Here is a 15,697-nt window from a genome sequence, read left to right as displayed (position 1 = left end):
GCGAGCTGCCCGCTTTTTTTGTTTATGGAAGATATTATCTTTGGTAAACCTCGGGTGCCTTATCATGTTCAAAAGCAAACTTCTCTTTTTCTCCGTTTTAGTATTTCTGATTGTTAACACCCTCTATTTTTGGGAAGGGGCTTTGGGTGGTTTCAACATGTTATTATGGCCTTTTTTAGCGATAGTAGTGACTGTGTTATTTTTCGGTGCTTTACGTCAGCTTTATTTTGCAGCTAAAGAGCACTTTAAAAATAAGCAGCGATTATATAAGGCCTGTTTGGTGTTGCTATTGTTAGCACTTATCGCTTTGCGGCCATACGGCATAATCAACTACAGCGATTTTGAAAGTAAGAGTGTATTAATTGCCGGCAGAGAAGGTGTTGCAAATTGCACAACAACACTGATGCTGAAACAGAATGGCCGGTTCAAGATGAGAAATATTTGTTTTGGTATAGATGATGAAATTGGTCTCTACACAATTAACAAGGATACGATCAAGTTCAGTAACCCATCATCTCGCAACACTAATAGATATGATTATGCTGTTTTAGACAGCACAAAAAGAAATCTGATATTCAAGAAAGGCAATAAAGTTGTACCGCCAACAATTCTTGCGGTTGTCCATAACGAAACTGAACTCCGCTAAGTTATTTGTAGACGAACGGCCAATAAAAAGCCCTGCACGAGTTGCACCTCATGCAGGGTTAGATTCACTTAATTGAGTATAATAATTTGTGATAACTCATATTATAGTCAAACACTTCATTATTTTTAATTTCCTTATTTCTCAATAAAGCTCTATGACCGTCGAAATCACAATGGATAACTTTTAAGGTCAGATTTGAATCTTTAGTTTTTTTTGACACTACAACGCATTCTATAATGAAATCAAAATCTGTCTTGCTGTGGGAGTCAGAAAATGCAGAATACACCCATAAATTTATTTTGTCTGCCTTGTCGGCTTTATTATTTCCCCCAAACGGAACAGTTACGGTATCTCCGATTTTTAACTTTTCAAACACCAATTTATTTAACTTGGATATTCTCTTTTTTTCTTTTCTTATGGAATCTAACCTTAGATAATGAGGCTTAAATTCACTTGAATAACAAACAGATTTATTTGTGAAGACTCCTTTATTAAAAGCTTCCAGATATAGTCCTGGTAATGTCTTGAATTGCTTCAATCTTAAGCTTCCAGATATAGTCCTGGTAATGTCTTGAATTGCTTCAATCTTAATCTGTCAATTTTTTTAGGCGACATAAAATCGTAAGTGCTTGCCGGGAGTAAAATAATCTCTATGGTATCACAATTATCATTTATTCTAATTGTCGCAGGTTCAAAACCTACGAAACCGAAGTGTAGAGTATTGGTGTTTTGAGGTATATCAGTATTGAAGCGGCCATCGCTGTTCGTGGTTCCAATCAATGTTGTGTCATTAAGTCTTAGTTGAACGCCTGGCACAGGGGTAAGATGATCGTCTATTACGAGCCCGGAAATAGTGCGGATTTGACCTGATACTCTGCAAAAAAGCGATAACAGAAAAGGTAAAAGAGTTAATATCTTATTTCTTTTTAACATTAGCTAAGTTATAAGTAGTTAATTTAAAAAGTAAACATTGGAAATACAAAAAAGCCCTGCACGAGTTGCACCTCATGCAGGGGTAGATTCACTTAATTGAGTATAATAATCGGTTAAATTATTCTATTCTACAGACTGCCTCAGCATCAGCGCGCCGACAGTCACGTTGGTTCGGCTATCAATAATGACAGCGCCACCGTTTGCTTTGTTCTCCTGGTAAGGATCAAAAGCCAGAGGCTCGGCGGTTTTGATCACCACTCTGCCAATATCGTTCAGTTTAAAATCTTCGTCAAAATCTTTTTCAAGCGTGTTGATGTTCACCTTGTGTAGCATCTCACGTATTTTACAGCGTACCGTTTTGGTGTTATGCTGCACCAAATAGGTGAGGGAAGTATCCAGTCCGCGGGTATCCATCCAGCACAGGTCGGCTTCTATAACACTGCTTAGTTGCGGTTCGCCGGCGCTGTTTACAATGATATCGCCACGGCTGATATCGATGTTATCCTTCAGGTGAACAGTTACCGACATGCCAGCCAACGCTTCGGCAGGTTGCGTATCATACAACTCTATTTTTGAAATGGTTGAGGTAAAGCCCGATGGCAAAACCGTAACCTTGTCATTCACTTTAAATGATCCGCTGGATACACGGCCGGCATAGCCACGATAATCGTGCAATTCATCGGTCTGCGGGCGCACTACCCACTGTACCGGCAGGCGGGCATGGGTTGATGCATTATCCCTGTTTATCTCCACATTTTCTAAATGGTGCAGCAGGCTATCGCCTTTGTACCAGCTTATGGCGGTTGACGGATAAACAATATTATCACCTTTCAAAGCACTTACCGGTATGAAGGTAACATCAGAGATATTTAGTTTGGCAGCGATCTTTTGGTAATCAGCAACGATATTATTAAAAACATCCTCGCTGTAATCTACCATATCCATTTTGTTGACAGCGATAACCACTTTTTGGATCTGTAATAATGATACCAAAAACGAGTGACGGGTGGTTTGCTCAACCACACCTCTGCGTGCATCAATCAGGATAATAGCCAGATCGGCATTGCTGGCACCGGTAACCATGTTACGGGTGTACTGGATGTGGCCGGGAGCATCAGCTATAATGAACTTGCGCTTATCAGTTTCAAAGTATTTGTAAGCCACATCAATGGTAATGCCCTGCTCGCGCTCGGCCTTAAGGCCATCGGTTAAAATAGCAAGGTCAATGGTACCGTCGTCGTTTTTACGGTTTGATGCATGCAAAGCTTCCAGTTGGTCGGCCAAAATAGCGTCGCTATCGTAAAGCAACCTGCCAATAAGCGTGCTCTTACCATCATCAACACTACCTGCCGTTATAAATTTAAGTATATCCATTTAGTTTTCTCTCAGATCTGCTTGTCCTCAATGTTCGGTGAGGACACCGAACCCGGGAACGAAATTTTATAATAAAAATTAAAGGCTTTTACATCTAAAGCGTCCTAAAGCTTTTAGCTTTCAGCTTTTACCTTTAAAAATATCCGCCTTTTTTACGTTCTTCCATGGCAGCCTCGCTCACTTTATCGTCCATGCGGGCACCGCGTTCGCTTATTTTCGAATCGGCTATCTCGCTGATGATATCATCTATCTCGAAAGCATAAGATTCAACAGCCGCGGTACAGGTCATATCGCCAACGGTGCGGAAACGCACGTTTCTGCGTTCAACCACATCTTCCTCATCCATATTTAGGAACGGTGATGCTGCCATCAATTGACCGTTGCGGGTGATACAATCGCGCTGGTGCGCAAAGTAGATGGTTGGCAATGGAATATTCTCCCTGCGGATATAGTTCCAAACATCCAGCTCTGTCCAGTTACTTATCGGGAAAACACGTACGTTCTCACCTTTGTGGATCTTACCATTGTAGATATTCCAAAGCTCGGGGCGCTGGCGTTTAGGGTCCCATTGGCCAAACTCATCACGTACCGAAAAGATACGCTCTTTGGCACGGGCTTTCTCCTCATCGCGGCGGGCACCACCAATACAAGCATCAAAGCCGTTTTTGGCAATTGTGTCCAGCAAAGTAAAAGTCTGCAAAGCATTACGGCTTGCATTTTTACCTGTTTGCTCAATCACTTTACCTTCATCAATGCTGTCCTGCACGTGGCCTACTATCAGTTTTTCGCCAATGCGGGCAATCATTTCATCGCGGTATTGGATGGTTTCTTCAAAGTTGTGGCCGGTATCGATATGCACCAGCGGGAATGGGAACTTACCCGGCCTGAAGGCTTTTAAAGCCAAGTGAACCAGGGTAATAGAATCCTTACCACCCGAAAATAACAACGCAGGTTTCTCAAACTGCCCTGCAACTTCGCGCAAAATATATATGGCCTCTGCCTCTAATTCGTCCAGGTAATCTAACCGGTTTGTACTCATTCTTTAAGATCGTTTAATTGTGTTGCATGTAGTCCGCACTCTTTTTTGCTTTGGTCTTCCCACCACCAGCGCCCGGCCCTAAAATCTTCGCCGGGTTGTACCGCCCGTGTGCAGGGTTGGCAGCCTATGCTGGGGAAACCCCTGTCATGCAATGTATTATAAGGGATATTGTATTGTTTGATGTAAGCTTTAACGTCGTCTAAAGTCCAGCTGAAAATAGGGTGGAACTTGATGATCTGGTTACCCTCATCCCATTCCACATTGCTCATGTCCTCGCGATTGGCAGATTGCTCTGCACGGATGCCGGTTATCCAGCATTGGTTACCTTTTAAAGCACGGTGCAAAGGCTCTATCTTACGAATGCCGCAGCACTCCTTACGGTTGGCTACCGATTCGTAGAAACTGCTTGGGCCTTTTGCATCAACCATGGCTTCCAATTTTCCGTTATCAGGATAGTAGACGTAGATGGGCTGGCTGTACATTTCCATGGTACGGTTCCACACATAATAGGTCTCGGGAAATAAACGGCCGGTCTCCAGCGTAAAAACTTTTATGGGGATGTTATTGGCAAATATCATGTGCGATATCACCTGGTCTTCCCACCCAAAACTGGTAGAGAAAACTATCTCGCCTGGGAAAAGCGCAGCCAATGCCTGCAAGGCCGCTACCGAGTCTTTCTCCTTTACTAATCGCGATATGTAAGTAGTATCTGCCACTTTAAAATGTTTTCAGTAAAAAGTTAATAATACTGCGGATGCTGATAGCAACCACAATAATTGACACCGCCATCATAATGGCTTTTGCCGATATTTTATTTGAGATTTTTGCTGCCACGGGCGATGCTAAGGCACTGCCGATAACCAAGCCTGCAACGGCATCCCAATGCGCGCTTTTAAGCATAGTGATAAAGGTTAATGAACCCATCAGTGCGATAAAGAAACGCGATAGCTTTACAGTACCCAATGAAAAACGAGGATGACGGCCACCGGCAATCAGGGTTGATAACACGATAGAACCCCAGCCACCGCCGCCAACAGCATCTATAAAACCGCCGCCTAATCCTAACAGCGATATGCGTTTGATCTTAGCCGTAGTACGTTTCTTTTTAAGGCTCAATGCTTTTTTAAAGATGACGATACCCAATATCAAGGTATAAACCGATACTACCGGTTTGGTGTACATGGCGTAATGCTCTAACGATGATAAGATGTAAGCACCCGTAACTGCACCGATAATACCCGGCAACAATAATAACTTAAACAGCTTCCAGTTTACGTTACCCATGCGGTAATGCATCCAGCCGGCAATACCGTTGCTCATTATCTCAGATAAATGCACACCCATACTTGCCGAAGCAGGGGGGATGCCCATTGAAAGCGAGAATGTGGTAGATGTTACACCGTATGACATACCTATGGCCCCATCAATCAATGCGAAAACAAAACCTGCACCCAGAAAATAGTAAAATACCGGTGAAATGTTTTGTACGTAGTTTTGAAACTCGGGATCTTTATACCAAACCGCTGCGATGGTTATCAGCAGGAACAATACAAATGTTCCCCATACTATCAGCTTTAAATTATTATTGCTCGGCGCTTTTTTAGGGCCAAGCAATACCGCTGTAACACGGTTCAGTTCTTTTACCTTATGCGTAAAATCGCCGCTGAGGTTATTGCGGATATCATGCATTTGCTGCAAAGTTGTATCCAGCTCTTCAGGAAGTGCCTCATTCAAAACCTCGCGCAGGCGCTTGGCAATGGTTGGCGATTTGCCGTTGGTTGATATAGCCAGCTTAAGGTCACCTTTTTGTACGATTGATCCTAAGTAGAAATCGCAAAGCTCAGGCTTGTCGGCAACGTTGATCAGTAATTTGCGATCATGTGCTGATTGTCGCACATATTTGTTCAGGTCGCTGTCGTCGGTAGCTGCGATAACTAGGTCGGCATTGTCCAGGTCAGCATCTTCGAATGGTTTTTGAATGATCTTAACGTTTTTATGCTGTGCTGCCAGATCTATCACCTGCGGCAGAACCTCTTTAGAAATAATAGTAATAGCAGCCACGGGGCTGTTGAACAGCAAAGCCGTCAGCTTTTCATGGCCTACCTTGCCCGCGCCAACCAACACGGTGTGCAGGTTCTCCAGCTTCAAAAACACGGGGAACAACTGGTTCCCCTGTGGCTTTTGATACGGGCGGGCCGCTAACTTATTATCTCCCGGCAACAACGTCATATACTTCTTTAACCAGTTTATATTGAGGGTGAAGCGATACTACTTCGCCAAATACAATTAATGCAGGTGATGCAATGCCTTGCTCAGCAACCAGGCCGGCAATGGTATCAACCGTACCAACAGCTACTTTTTCATCAACCGTGGTGCCGCTTTGTATCACGGCAGCCGGTAAAGCACCTTTACCTTCGGCTTTAAACAGCTCTGCTATCTCTGCTAATTTATGTAAACCCATTAATACCACAACAGTAGCATTGCTTTTTGCAGCCTGGTACAGGTCGGCAGAGATGCGGCCAGCGGTAGTGGTGCCGGTTATTACCCAAAAACTTTCGCTTAAACCACGGTGCGTAACAGGTATGCCCTGCAAACCCGGTACACCAATAGAGCTTGAAATGCCCGGTACAACCTGCGTAGGGATGTTGTACTCTGCAGCAAACTCCAGTTCCTCATGCCCGCGACCAAATACAAACGGGTCGCCGCCTTTAAGGCGTACAACATGGCCGTAGTTTAAAGCATAATCAACCATCAGTTGGTTAATGTTATCCTGAGAAAAAGTATGGTCGCCTGAGCGTTTGCCCACGTAGATCTTTACAGCATCTGCGGGGGCAACTTCTAAAAGTTCCTCGTTCACCAACGCATCGTACAAAACCACATTGGCTGTTTGCAGCGCTTTGATACCTTTTAGGGTTATCAGTTCTGCATCGCCAGGGCCTGCACCAACAAGCGTAATACGTGGTTCTTTTATATTGTTGTTATTTGATATCATGATTGTAATACAGCTTCTCTTTTTGTTTTAACTGTCTCTAAAAACTCTGTAGCCTGTGCTTTGTAAGCGGTAGCAAATTCTTCCGATGGTTCGTTTTTGTTGATCTGCAGCACCAACTCATTAAAGGTTGTGGCTAAACTCAGTTCACCGGTTTCTACGTAGTTGGCATCAAATTCTTTGATGATGCCGGCTTGCGTGCTGGTGTTGATGCCTTTATCAAGCAATAAGGCTTTTGCCGAGCTGATGAAGGTATTGTATGAGTGATAAATAGCATCGGCCCATAATCCTTTTGCGTAAGCGCCGTTTGCCCAGCCCAGTTTTTCATCAGCCTCAAATAATAATGTGGCAACCAAATCGATAATTACACCGGCACATTCGCCTACGCCAATGGCAGTGGCAAAAGTTTCCTGGTGGCCCCAGTCAACAAACTCATCATCGGTAAGGGTGGTCAGATCAGCCAGTGGTTTCAGCAGGCGATAAAAATAATCTTTACCCTGGCGGTCGTAATAGCCGTGGTAAGTTTCATCTTCTATAGATTGTGTTTTATAATCATCCAGCAGGGTGCGTAAAACATCGGTAGCACGTTTTGACGGTACCTTGATAATACGCTCTGCAGCGCGACCGGCGCCATCGCCAACGGTACCGCCGCCCAACATTACCTGTACTGATGGTAACACGCGTGTACCCGCTTTTAACGAGCTGCCGTGGAAACCAATATGCGCCAAACCATGCTGGCCGCAACTGTTCATACAGCCGCTTATTTTGATCTTTATTTCGCGGTTGTAGATAAAATCTTCGTATTCGCTGAATATCAGGTCTTCCAGCACTTTAGCCATGGTCATGCTGTTGCTGATGCCCAGGTTACAGGTATCGGTACCGGGGCAGGTAGTTACGTCGGCAACGCTATCAAAACCCGGCGCAGCCATATCCAGTGCGTGCAAGCCTGCGTATAATGCCTCTAAGTTTTCCTTACGGACAAATTTTAACAACAAGCCCTGGTTCTGCGTAATACGGATCTCATCGGCTACGTAAGGTTTTACGGCCTCTACAAATTTGCGCGCCTCGGGCGTGTGAATATCGCCAACCGGCACTTTCACATACACACCGTAGAAGCCTTTTTGCTTCTGCTCAAACACGTTGGTAGCCAGCCATTGCTCGTAACGCAACGGGTTCTCAATGGTCACACTTACCGGGGTAATGGGCTCGGGAATAGCAGGCTGAGGTACCGCATCGCGGTTGATAGGGTAGCTTTTAACTTTTAATGCCAGATGCTCCTCTTTAGCTAAACGAAGCACTTCATCCAATCCCAGTTTTTGCACCAGGTATTTTAAACGTGCTTTGTTACGGTTGTTGCGTTCGCCATGGCGGTCAAACACGCGGATAATAGCTTCAGTGTAAGGTATCAGCTGGTCTTCCGGTAAAAAGTCTTCAACTATGCTGGCTAAAAAGGGTTGTGCTCCCAAGCCGCCACCAAGGTTTATTTTAAAACCACGTTCGCCTTTGTCATTTAGTTTCGGGATAAAGCCCAGGTCGTGAATATAAGAGAAAGCAGTATCGGCATCGCTTGATGAGAATGATATTTTGAATTTGCGGCCCATTTCCTGGCAGATAGGGTTACGCAAAAAGTATTCGAAAACAGCATGAGCATAAGGTGACACATCAAAAGGCTCCTGCGGATCAATACCCGCGTTGGGAGAAGATGTAACGTTGCGCACGGTGTTACCGCAAGCTTCGCGCAGGGTAATGTCATCACGCTCCAGTTCGGCCCATAGTTGCGGGGTACGGTCAAGGCTTACGTAGTGGATCTGTATATCCTGGCGGGTAGTGAGGTGCAGGTTGCCACTGCCATACTCGTCGGCAATATCGGCTATCTTTAATAGTTGTTTAAAGGTAACTTTGCCAAACGGTAGTTTTATGCGCACCATTTGTACACCGGGCTGGCGCTGGCCATATACGCCACGTGCTAAACGCAGGCTGCGGAATTTCTCGTCGTGTATTTTACCCTCGCGAAATGCGCGGATCTTGCGCTCAAGATCAATAATGTCTTGTTCTACTATAGGGTTCTCCAGTTCGGTCCTGAAGCTCTGCATATCTTAAGTATTTAGTTTTCTCCTAAAAAAAAGCCCCTTCTGCTGTGGCTGAAGAGGCAAATATTCTTTATCTACACATTTACAGCCGCGATATATTATCCTGCATACAGCAGAAAATCAGGTTGTTATTATATGTATTGAATATTGTTGTCATCTCTATAGCTCCAAATATATACATAGTATAGGGAATTAGTAGAATTTAATTGAAAATTTTTCTCATCACGTGTCATTGCGAGCGTAGCGTGGCAATCCTCGATCTACAGGGCCGCTCTGTAAGTAGGGGATTGCCACGTCGCTGTCGCTCCTCGCAATGACGCGTTGGGCTCTAAGCACCCCACATAAAAAAATCCCCTCGAGAGGGGATTTTAACAGCAGCAAATCTGTAAGCCGGGTTCTGTGTCTCCTTGCGGAGATTTCTATCATTAATCTCTGATCATACCGTCGCCGGTATGCTTTATCAACCTACCCATTCTGACGATCCTTGCGGATGCGGAAGCGAGCAGCTTCACTTTCAGAACCTATTTGGTTTTTCAACTCCTGAGGTTTACCGCGATCCCGGTTGCCCGGAAAAGCCGTGAGCTCTTACCTCACGTTTTCACCCTTACCTGTCCCGATAGCTATCGGGATAAGGCGGTATATTCTCTGTGGCACTTGCTGTCGCCGGCTGCCGGCGCCTTCCCGTTAGGAAGCAGGATGCTCTGTGTTGCCCGGACTTTCCTCTCCGGAACAAGCCCGAAGCGATAGAACGTTTTGCAGGTACAAAGATAAGTCAAAAGTTAAAAGTAAAAAGTTAAAAGTGAGCTACGGGCAAGCAGCCAAGTCTTTCTCCACTACATCAACCGTAATGGTACCCTGCTTGTTGCCGAATGAGTTGGTTACAAATGTAAGCACCTTTGCAACATCCATTGGGGCAAGGTCGGTATTAGCGGGCATAGAGCCTTCGTAGGCTTTGCTGTTGATGGTCAGCACACGCTCGGTTATGCCATTATGTACAATACAGGCAAGGTAATCGCGGTTCTTTTTCAGGAATGCGGTATCAGTTAAAGGTGGTATTAAGCTTGTTAAGCCTTCGCCGTTATTGCCGTGGCAGTTTTCGCACTTCTGTTTATAGATAGCTGCGCCACCGGTATAGTATCGTTTAAAATCCTGGTCCGCATCGTTTTGGCAAGCGGCTATTAACACGCTTATCAATACAATAATGCCACCAATAAGCTTTAATTTCATTGGGCTATTTCGGTATTTACCTCGGCACGCAGGGTTTTAATATCATCTATCATTTTGGCAACCTGGTCTTCTTTGGTGCCATCATAGTATCCGCGGATGCGGCGCTGTTTATCAACTAAAACAAACCAGCCCTGGTGTACATAACCACCAGGTGCACCGTTATCCTGCATTACAGCAACCAGGTAATGTTTTTGGCCAAGGGTGTAAGTATCTTCTTTTTTGCCTTGCAGCAGCCACCAGCTGTTGCCACTTATGCCCAGTTTATCAGCATATTTTTTCAATACAGCTACGCTATCATGTTTCGGGTCGATGGTATGCGAGATGATCTTAAAATCGGGAACGTTCTTAAAATCGTTATACACCTTAAGCATGTTGCGGTGCATAATGGGGCAAATAGAGGGGCAGGTGGTAAAAAAGAAATCGGCCACATAAATATTGCCCTTTAAGCTGTTTTGGGTAATGGTATCGCCATACTGGTTCACAAACTTAAAGTCGGGAATGGTTTGATATACAGTATCAACCACCTGTTTGCCGTTCACGGTTTTGGTAACCGCTTCGCGCTGGCCCAATATGGGTAATTTGCTTTCCTCAGCTTTAAATTTACAGGCAGCAAAGCCAAGTAATAAGAAAAGTGCTCCCGCTAACTTTTTCATTTCTTTTTATTTTGTTTGATAAAAGTATCGGCCGTTTTAACGGCGATGTTCAGGTTGCTATCCAAAGCGCTGATCTGTTTTTTCTGATCGGTAAGGTAGGTGATGATCTCATCGTGACTTTTGCCTTTATTCTCCGCATCAAAATTGTGCATCCATTTTTCCATACGGCTGTCAACGGTATCAAGGTTGCCTCTTAACGAGATCGCTTTTGTGGTAACATCGGCAGATACGCTGTCTTTTATTAAAGTATCCAGTTGCATTTTGTTGATCATCACCAGCTCGTCTTTCTCCATTACACGGTCGTGTATGGCAATAACTTCATTAAGCAGGTCTTTTTCCTGTTGTTGTTTATCAGCGCAGCTAAACAAAGTGGCGCTTAAAATTGCAGCGGCGAAAAGTTTCTTCATAATGTGCTAAGTATAGATGTTTTATGGTTTCTGATGTAATGAATGTAATCTGTAGATGGCAATTCGGCACCGGCTGTTTTCAATAACTGGCCTATTTGTGCCCTGTGATGCGTGCCATGGTTAATTACGTGCGTAATAATATCAGCCAGCTGGTCGTTGAACGGCGTGCCTTTAGTGTTTTTGTAACTGATGATGGTTTCAAGATCTTCAGATTGCAAGGTATTGATGTACGCCACCCATTCTTCAAAGTTCCTGTCATTTGCACCCATTAGCTTTTCTACGTTGCCCGGCGCCCAAAGTTCTGCGGTAGGAGCGGGTTTGTTTAAGCAACGACTTAGCCATATCTGTTGGGCAACCAAAGTGTGCGACATCAGATCGACTGCCTTACCGGTAAGGCCGGTACTTAGCAAAAGATCTATCATTAGCTTGTTGCAATAGCGGTCGTAATGAAAAAGGTAGATAAAATGGGCTTTCATCGGCAGCAAATGTAATCAACGTTGGTCGTATTACAGAAGCGGGCGGGCGATATTTATAGCGTATGTAGTAGCTTGCATAACCTTTGTTTACAATTAAATAACATTAACCACACTGTAAGTACATACCTGTGGGTTAGATTTGAATATCAACAAATGTGAAACGTTATGAAAATGATTAAAAGACTGAGCGCCATAGTGAGCCATTTTCGCGAATGGTTGTTTTTGAGAGGCATGAGATCATCTTTTATGCACTAATTTTTCCAGGAGTTTCTTTTATACAATTATAATGCACATTTTGGGCTACGCTTGGCTCAAATAAATGGATACTGACCACTCTTTTTCCTCTTTGAACAGATCTCTTTTCGGTGATGATTTTGCCTGGGGTGTTTCTACCGCGGCACTACAAATAGAAGGCTCATGCGATGTTGACGGCAAAAGCGCATCAATATGGGATACCTTCAGCTCAAAAAAAGGCAAGATACTTAACGGCGATACACCAACACACGCCTGTGATTTTTATAAAGATTACAAACGTGATATCGACCTTGTTAAGGAGTTGAACATTCCTAACTTCCGTTTTTCTATAGCATGGAGCCGCGTGTTGCCAAAAGGCACCGGCGAAGTAAACCAGGCAGGTATTGATCATTACAATAAAGTTATTGATTACTGCCTTGAGCAAGGTGTTGAACCGTGGATTACCGTTTACCACTGGGATTTGCCACAGATACTGGAAGATAACGGCGGCTGGACCAACCGCAAGATAGTTACGTGGTTCAGTAATTTTGTAACCGTATGTGCCAAAAGCTTTGGCGACCGTGTAAAACACTGGATGGTAATGAATGAGCCTGCTGTATTTACAGGCGCCGGATATTTCCTGGGTATACACGCCCCGGGCCGTACAGGGCTAAAGAATTTTTTGCCGGCAATACACCACGTAGTATTAAGTATAGTAGCAGGAGCGAGGATATTACGCGAACTATGCCCTGATGCGCAGATAGGCAATACGTTCTCTTGTTCATACATTGAGCCTTATGCTGATAAACCGAAACACATAGCAGCAGCCAAACGTGCTGATGCTTTGATCAATCGCCTATACATAGAACCGCTCTTAGGCCTGGGTTATCCAACAGATGAAGTGAAAGCGCTGAAAGGCATTAACAAGTATATCCTGCCCGGTGATGAGGCCGATATGAGTTTCGATTTTGATTTTATCGGGATACAGAATTACACACGCGAGATTGTAAAATATTCATTTTTTACACCATATATAGGCGCCAGCCTGGTAAAAGCGCAGGATAGGGGCGTTGAGCTTACCGATATGAAGTGGGAAGTATACCCACCTTGCATCTACGAAATGATCAAGAAGTTTAACGCGTACCCGCAGATAAAGAAAATTATTATCACCGAAAATGGTGCAGCTTTCCCTGACACAGTTTTTAACAACGAAGTTGATGATCAGCGCCGGGTAACCTACCTGCAAACCCATCTGCAGCAAGTATTAAAAGCCAGGCAAGAAGGTTATAATGTTGAAGGCTACTTTGTGTGGACCTTAACCGATAATTTTGAATGGGCAGAAGGTTATCACCCGCGTTTTGGATTGATACATGTAAATTTTGAAACGCAGCAGCGTATTATTAAAGCATCAGGCCGTTGGTTCGCTGAATTTTTGAGCAGTGTTTGAACCGCCGTGGACACCGGCAAGTATCAGGGGTAAACTGATAAAGAAAGTGGTACCCTTATCCACATCACTCTCAAACCAAATCTTGCCATGATGTTTCTCCATTATCTGGCGACAAATGGATAAACCTAAACCAAATGATTTCTCACCGGCAGTGCCGGGGCGTTGTGCGCTTGTAAACATATTGAATATTTGGTCCTTCATTTTATCAGGGATACCAATACCGTTATCTTTCACCGCTATAACTATTTTGTGATCTTCAAACTCAAAAGCCTTAACCTGGATAGTGCCGCCTGTAGGGCTAAATTTGATGGCATTAGTGATCAAATTACTTACCACACGCCATATTTTTTCGCGACTAATTACCAGTTCTATTTGTTTATCTAACGGCTCAAGAATAATTTCCTGGCCTTTTTCAGCAGCTTTAAATTTCAACAGCTCTACACTGTTACTTAACAGGCCGTTGATCTCTGTTGGCTCGGGGTGCAACTCAACCGAGTTGAGATTTGTAGCTTCCAGTATCTCGTTGATCAGTTCTAATGAGTTAAAAGAAGTTTCTTTCACCAGGTTAATCATTTCCTTTTGCTCTTCGCTGTAGTCTTCCTCGGCCATTATGGTAGTCAAAGAAGCAATGCCGCCTATAGGGTTTCTAAGATCATGTGCTACCGCACGCAGTATACGATCTTTCTCCTGGCTGCTGGTGTTTATCTCTTTTAAAGCTTTCTCGAGGTTGTAATTCTGCTCGTTTATTTGCTTGTTTAGTACGTTGATGGTTTTTACTTCCTGGCGGCTACGTTTAAAGTTACGATATACCAAAAACACGATGATGACCGCCATTAAAGCAAAGAAAATGCTTACGTACAAGTAAATAGTTTGCAACTTGCTGCTATTGCTCAGTTTATCTATTTCGTGCTGTTTCTCGTAGTTGGCTAATTGTTGGTTAACATCGCTTTCCATCAAAAGGGCCGATCGTTTTATAATGGAATCCTTCATCAGGTTATAACGCTGTATATGGTTAATAGCCAGTTTAAGATCGTTTCTCTGAACGTAAAGGTTACCCAATAAGCGATTATAATCAGCTTCGGCATCGGCGTTAGCAACCGTATCCAATTGTTTGCGGATATTACCAAGGAGGTTTATCAGTGAGTCTGAAGCGTGGATATCCAAATAGATCTGACCCAGTTTTATCTCAGATAGCTCAGCGTCGCGGTTGTCGAAACCGGGCTGCATATTGATGGCTATGCTTTTCTTAAGCAGGTCAATGGCGTTGTTAAACTGCTTTGTTTGCATGTATATCTCGGCCTTATTGCCGTATACCACACCACGAGCCATATCCATATCGCGTTTACGATCGGGAAATAGCGGGGCATTGTCATTAATGAATTTTAGCGCAATGTCGAAATACTTGATAGCACTATCAGCCTCGTTGTTGTGTTTGTAACTGATGGCAATATTGTCAAGCAACTCCTGGCGGCGATAAAAACCTGGGAAACCGCGATCAAAAGTGCGGGCTTCTTCACTTATTTGATGATAGCTGTCTTTAAAATAATTAGCTGCCAGTTTGTAATGGCCCTTTTTATACATGATCATGCCCATGCGGTAAGTATAATCGCAAAGGGCGGCAAGGTTAAGATAGTTCTTGCCTGTTAAATAACCTTGATAGTAAGCCTGGTATGCGTCATTAAACTGTTTTAATTCAAAAAAACTATCGCCGCGGGCAAAATTAGCCTCGGCATAGTTCATAGAGTATTGTTTAGGGTTTACACTTTTATTAGCCAATGCAAGCATGCTATCGGCATACAGCATGGCGCTGTCAAAATCTCTTAATGTTTTCTGGAAATAAACGTATTTTAAGGCATAATACCTAAAGCGGTCGTTAACCGTTGGGTGTTTTAATTTAGAAAATGCAGAATCGAGGTAATCATGACCTGCTTTAATGGCATTGTGGCCAAATTTGTCTTCGGCCTTATGCTGGATCTTAAGAAACTCTTCAGAGTATTCGCCTGTATCTTTTTTACCCGCAGATTGATTGCACGCTGCAAACATTGCCGCTAAAACAAGCAGCAAATAAGATAAGGTTAGTTTCTTTACACGACTGACGGTGATATGCGTCAACTTTAGTAATAGTTTAGAGGTATGAACAAATATAGAACTATAAAGGCTAATAATACCACCTATAGCTATA

General features: G+C 43.7%; 15 protein-coding genes and 1 other RNA gene. 2 read left to right on the top strand and 14 right to left on the bottom strand.

Annotated elements, in window-relative coordinates; translation table 11 throughout:
* The first annotated feature begins 64 nt into the window (after nt 1-64).
* Nucleotides 65-646: a hypothetical protein gene (locus D0C36_RS02940; RefSeq protein WP_117390080.1), complete on the top strand. Its 582-nt coding sequence runs from the start codon at nt 65-67 to the stop codon at nt 644-646.
* A 64-nt stretch (nt 647-710) separates the two neighbouring features.
* On the opposite strand, the gene D0C36_RS02935 is transcribed toward D0C36_RS02940, so the two are convergent.
* From D0C36_RS02935 to D0C36_RS02875, 13 genes are all read right to left on the bottom strand, one after another.
* Complete coding sequence (locus D0C36_RS02935) at nt 711-1,184, bottom strand: hypothetical protein (RefSeq protein ID WP_117390079.1); 474 nt, start codon at nt 1,182-1,184, stop codon at nt 711-713.
* Between the two features lie 2 nt (nt 1,185-1,186).
* Complete coding sequence (locus D0C36_RS02930; protein WP_117390078.1) at nt 1,187-1,579, bottom strand: carboxypeptidase-like regulatory domain-containing protein; 393 nt, start codon at nt 1,577-1,579, stop codon at nt 1,187-1,189.
* 123 nt (nt 1,580-1,702) lie between these two features.
* Nucleotides 1,703-2,953 carry a sulfate adenylyltransferase subunit 1 gene (locus tag D0C36_RS02925; protein WP_117390077.1) on the bottom strand — a complete coding sequence of 417 codons (1,251 nt, stop codon included), beginning with the start codon at nt 2,951-2,953 and terminating at the stop codon, nt 1,703-1,705.
* A gap of 133 nt (nt 2,954-3,086) precedes the next feature.
* Entirely contained in the window at nt 3,087-3,992 is a 906-nt protein-coding gene (gene cysD / locus D0C36_RS02920; RefSeq protein WP_117390076.1) for a sulfate adenylyltransferase subunit CysD, read from the bottom strand.
* Nucleotides 3,989-4,708 (bottom strand): phosphoadenylyl-sulfate reductase, encoded by a 720-nt coding sequence (locus tag D0C36_RS02915; RefSeq protein WP_262512191.1) that lies wholly within the window; start codon nt 4,706-4,708, stop codon nt 3,989-3,991. Before D0C36_RS02915 ends, cysD begins: the two co-directional genes overlap by 4 nt.
* A gap of 1 nt (nt 4,709) precedes the next feature.
* Nucleotides 4,710-6,221 (bottom strand): TSUP family transporter, encoded by a 1,512-nt coding sequence (locus tag D0C36_RS02910; protein ID WP_117390075.1) that lies wholly within the window; start codon nt 6,219-6,221, stop codon nt 4,710-4,712.
* On the bottom strand, nt 6,199-6,984 hold the full coding sequence (gene cobA / locus D0C36_RS02905) for a uroporphyrinogen-III C-methyltransferase (protein ID WP_117390074.1): 786 nt from the start codon (nt 6,982-6,984) through the stop codon (nt 6,199-6,201). Before cobA ends, D0C36_RS02910 begins: the two co-directional genes overlap by 23 nt.
* On the bottom strand, nt 6,981-9,074 hold the full coding sequence (locus tag D0C36_RS02900; RefSeq protein ID WP_117390073.1) for a HEPN domain-containing protein: 2,094 nt from the start codon (nt 9,072-9,074) through the stop codon (nt 6,981-6,983). The genes cobA and D0C36_RS02900 overlap by 4 nt, the downstream gene beginning before the upstream one ends.
* 367 nt (nt 9,075-9,441) lie before the next feature.
* Nucleotides 9,442-9,831, bottom strand: an RNA gene (gene rnpB / locus D0C36_RS02895) — RNase P RNA component class A.
* Nucleotides 9,832-9,875: 44 nt separating this feature from the next.
* Nucleotides 9,876-10,298, bottom strand: coding sequence for a c-type cytochrome (locus D0C36_RS02890; RefSeq protein WP_117390072.1), 423 nt, complete (start codon nt 10,296-10,298; stop codon nt 9,876-9,878).
* Nucleotides 10,295-10,951: an SCO family protein gene (locus D0C36_RS02885; RefSeq protein WP_117390071.1), complete on the bottom strand. Its 657-nt coding sequence runs from the start codon at nt 10,949-10,951 to the stop codon at nt 10,295-10,297. The genes D0C36_RS02890 and D0C36_RS02885 overlap by 4 nt, the downstream gene beginning before the upstream one ends.
* Nucleotides 10,948-11,358: a hypothetical protein gene (locus D0C36_RS02880; RefSeq protein ID WP_117390070.1), complete on the bottom strand. Its 411-nt coding sequence runs from the start codon at nt 11,356-11,358 to the stop codon at nt 10,948-10,950. The genes D0C36_RS02885 and D0C36_RS02880 overlap by 4 nt, the downstream gene beginning before the upstream one ends.
* Nucleotides 11,355-11,834 (bottom strand): DinB family protein, encoded by a 480-nt coding sequence (locus D0C36_RS02875; RefSeq protein WP_117390069.1) that lies wholly within the window; start codon nt 11,832-11,834, stop codon nt 11,355-11,357. Before D0C36_RS02875 ends, D0C36_RS02880 begins: the two co-directional genes overlap by 4 nt.
* 319 nt (nt 11,835-12,153) lie before the next feature.
* On the opposite strand from D0C36_RS02875, the gene D0C36_RS02870 reads away from it, so the two are divergent.
* Nucleotides 12,154-13,515, top strand: a complete 1,362-nt coding sequence (locus tag D0C36_RS02870; protein WP_117390068.1) for a GH1 family beta-glucosidase — start codon at nt 12,154-12,156, stop codon at nt 13,513-13,515.
* Here D0C36_RS02870 and D0C36_RS02865 read toward each other — a convergent pair.
* Entirely contained in the window at nt 13,477-15,627 is a 2,151-nt protein-coding gene (locus tag D0C36_RS02865; RefSeq protein WP_147321920.1) for a sensor histidine kinase, read from the bottom strand. The genes D0C36_RS02870 and D0C36_RS02865 overlap by 39 nt on opposite strands.
* Between the last annotated feature and the right edge of the window lie 70 nt (nt 15,628-15,697).

Source organism: Mucilaginibacter conchicola (genome assembly GCF_003432115.1).
Taxonomy (GTDB): Bacteria; Bacteroidota; Bacteroidia; order Sphingobacteriales; family Sphingobacteriaceae; genus Mucilaginibacter; species Mucilaginibacter conchicola.
This window is presented reverse-complemented; position numbering and strand designations above follow the sequence as displayed.

Coding starts and splice junctions, on each gene's coding strand:
- D0C36_RS02875 (WP_117390069.1), bottom strand. CDS start 11,834: ATGAAAGCCCATTTTATCTACCTTTTTCATTACGACCGCTATTGCAAC.
- D0C36_RS02870 (WP_117390068.1), top strand. CDS start 12,154: ATGGATACTGACCACTCTTTTTCCTCTTTGAACAGATCTCTTTTCGGT.
- D0C36_RS02880 (WP_117390070.1), bottom strand. CDS start 11,358: ATGAAGAAACTTTTCGCCGCTGCAATTTTAAGCGCCACTTTGTTTAGC.
- D0C36_RS02930 (WP_117390078.1), bottom strand. CDS start 1,579: ATGTTAAAAAGAAATAAGATATTAACTCTTTTACCTTTTCTGTTATCG.
- D0C36_RS02910 (WP_117390075.1), bottom strand. CDS start 6,221: ATGACGTTGTTGCCGGGAGATAATAAGTTAGCGGCCCGCCCGTATCAA.
- D0C36_RS02885 (WP_117390071.1), bottom strand. CDS start 10,951: ATGAAAAAGTTAGCGGGAGCACTTTTCTTATTACTTGGCTTTGCTGCC.
- D0C36_RS02940 (WP_117390080.1), top strand. CDS start 65: ATGTTCAAAAGCAAACTTCTCTTTTTCTCCGTTTTAGTATTTCTGATT.
- cobA (WP_117390074.1), bottom strand. CDS start 6,984: ATGATATCAAATAACAACAATATAAAAGAACCACGTATTACGCTTGTT.
- cysD (WP_117390076.1), bottom strand. CDS start 3,992: ATGAGTACAAACCGGTTAGATTACCTGGACGAATTAGAGGCAGAGGCC.
- D0C36_RS02900 (WP_117390073.1), bottom strand. CDS start 9,074: ATGCAGAGCTTCAGGACCGAACTGGAGAACCCTATAGTAGAACAAGAC.
- D0C36_RS02890 (WP_117390072.1), bottom strand. CDS start 10,298: ATGAAATTAAAGCTTATTGGTGGCATTATTGTATTGATAAGCGTGTTA.
- D0C36_RS02925 (WP_117390077.1), bottom strand. CDS start 2,953: ATGGATATACTTAAATTTATAACGGCAGGTAGTGTTGATGATGGTAAG.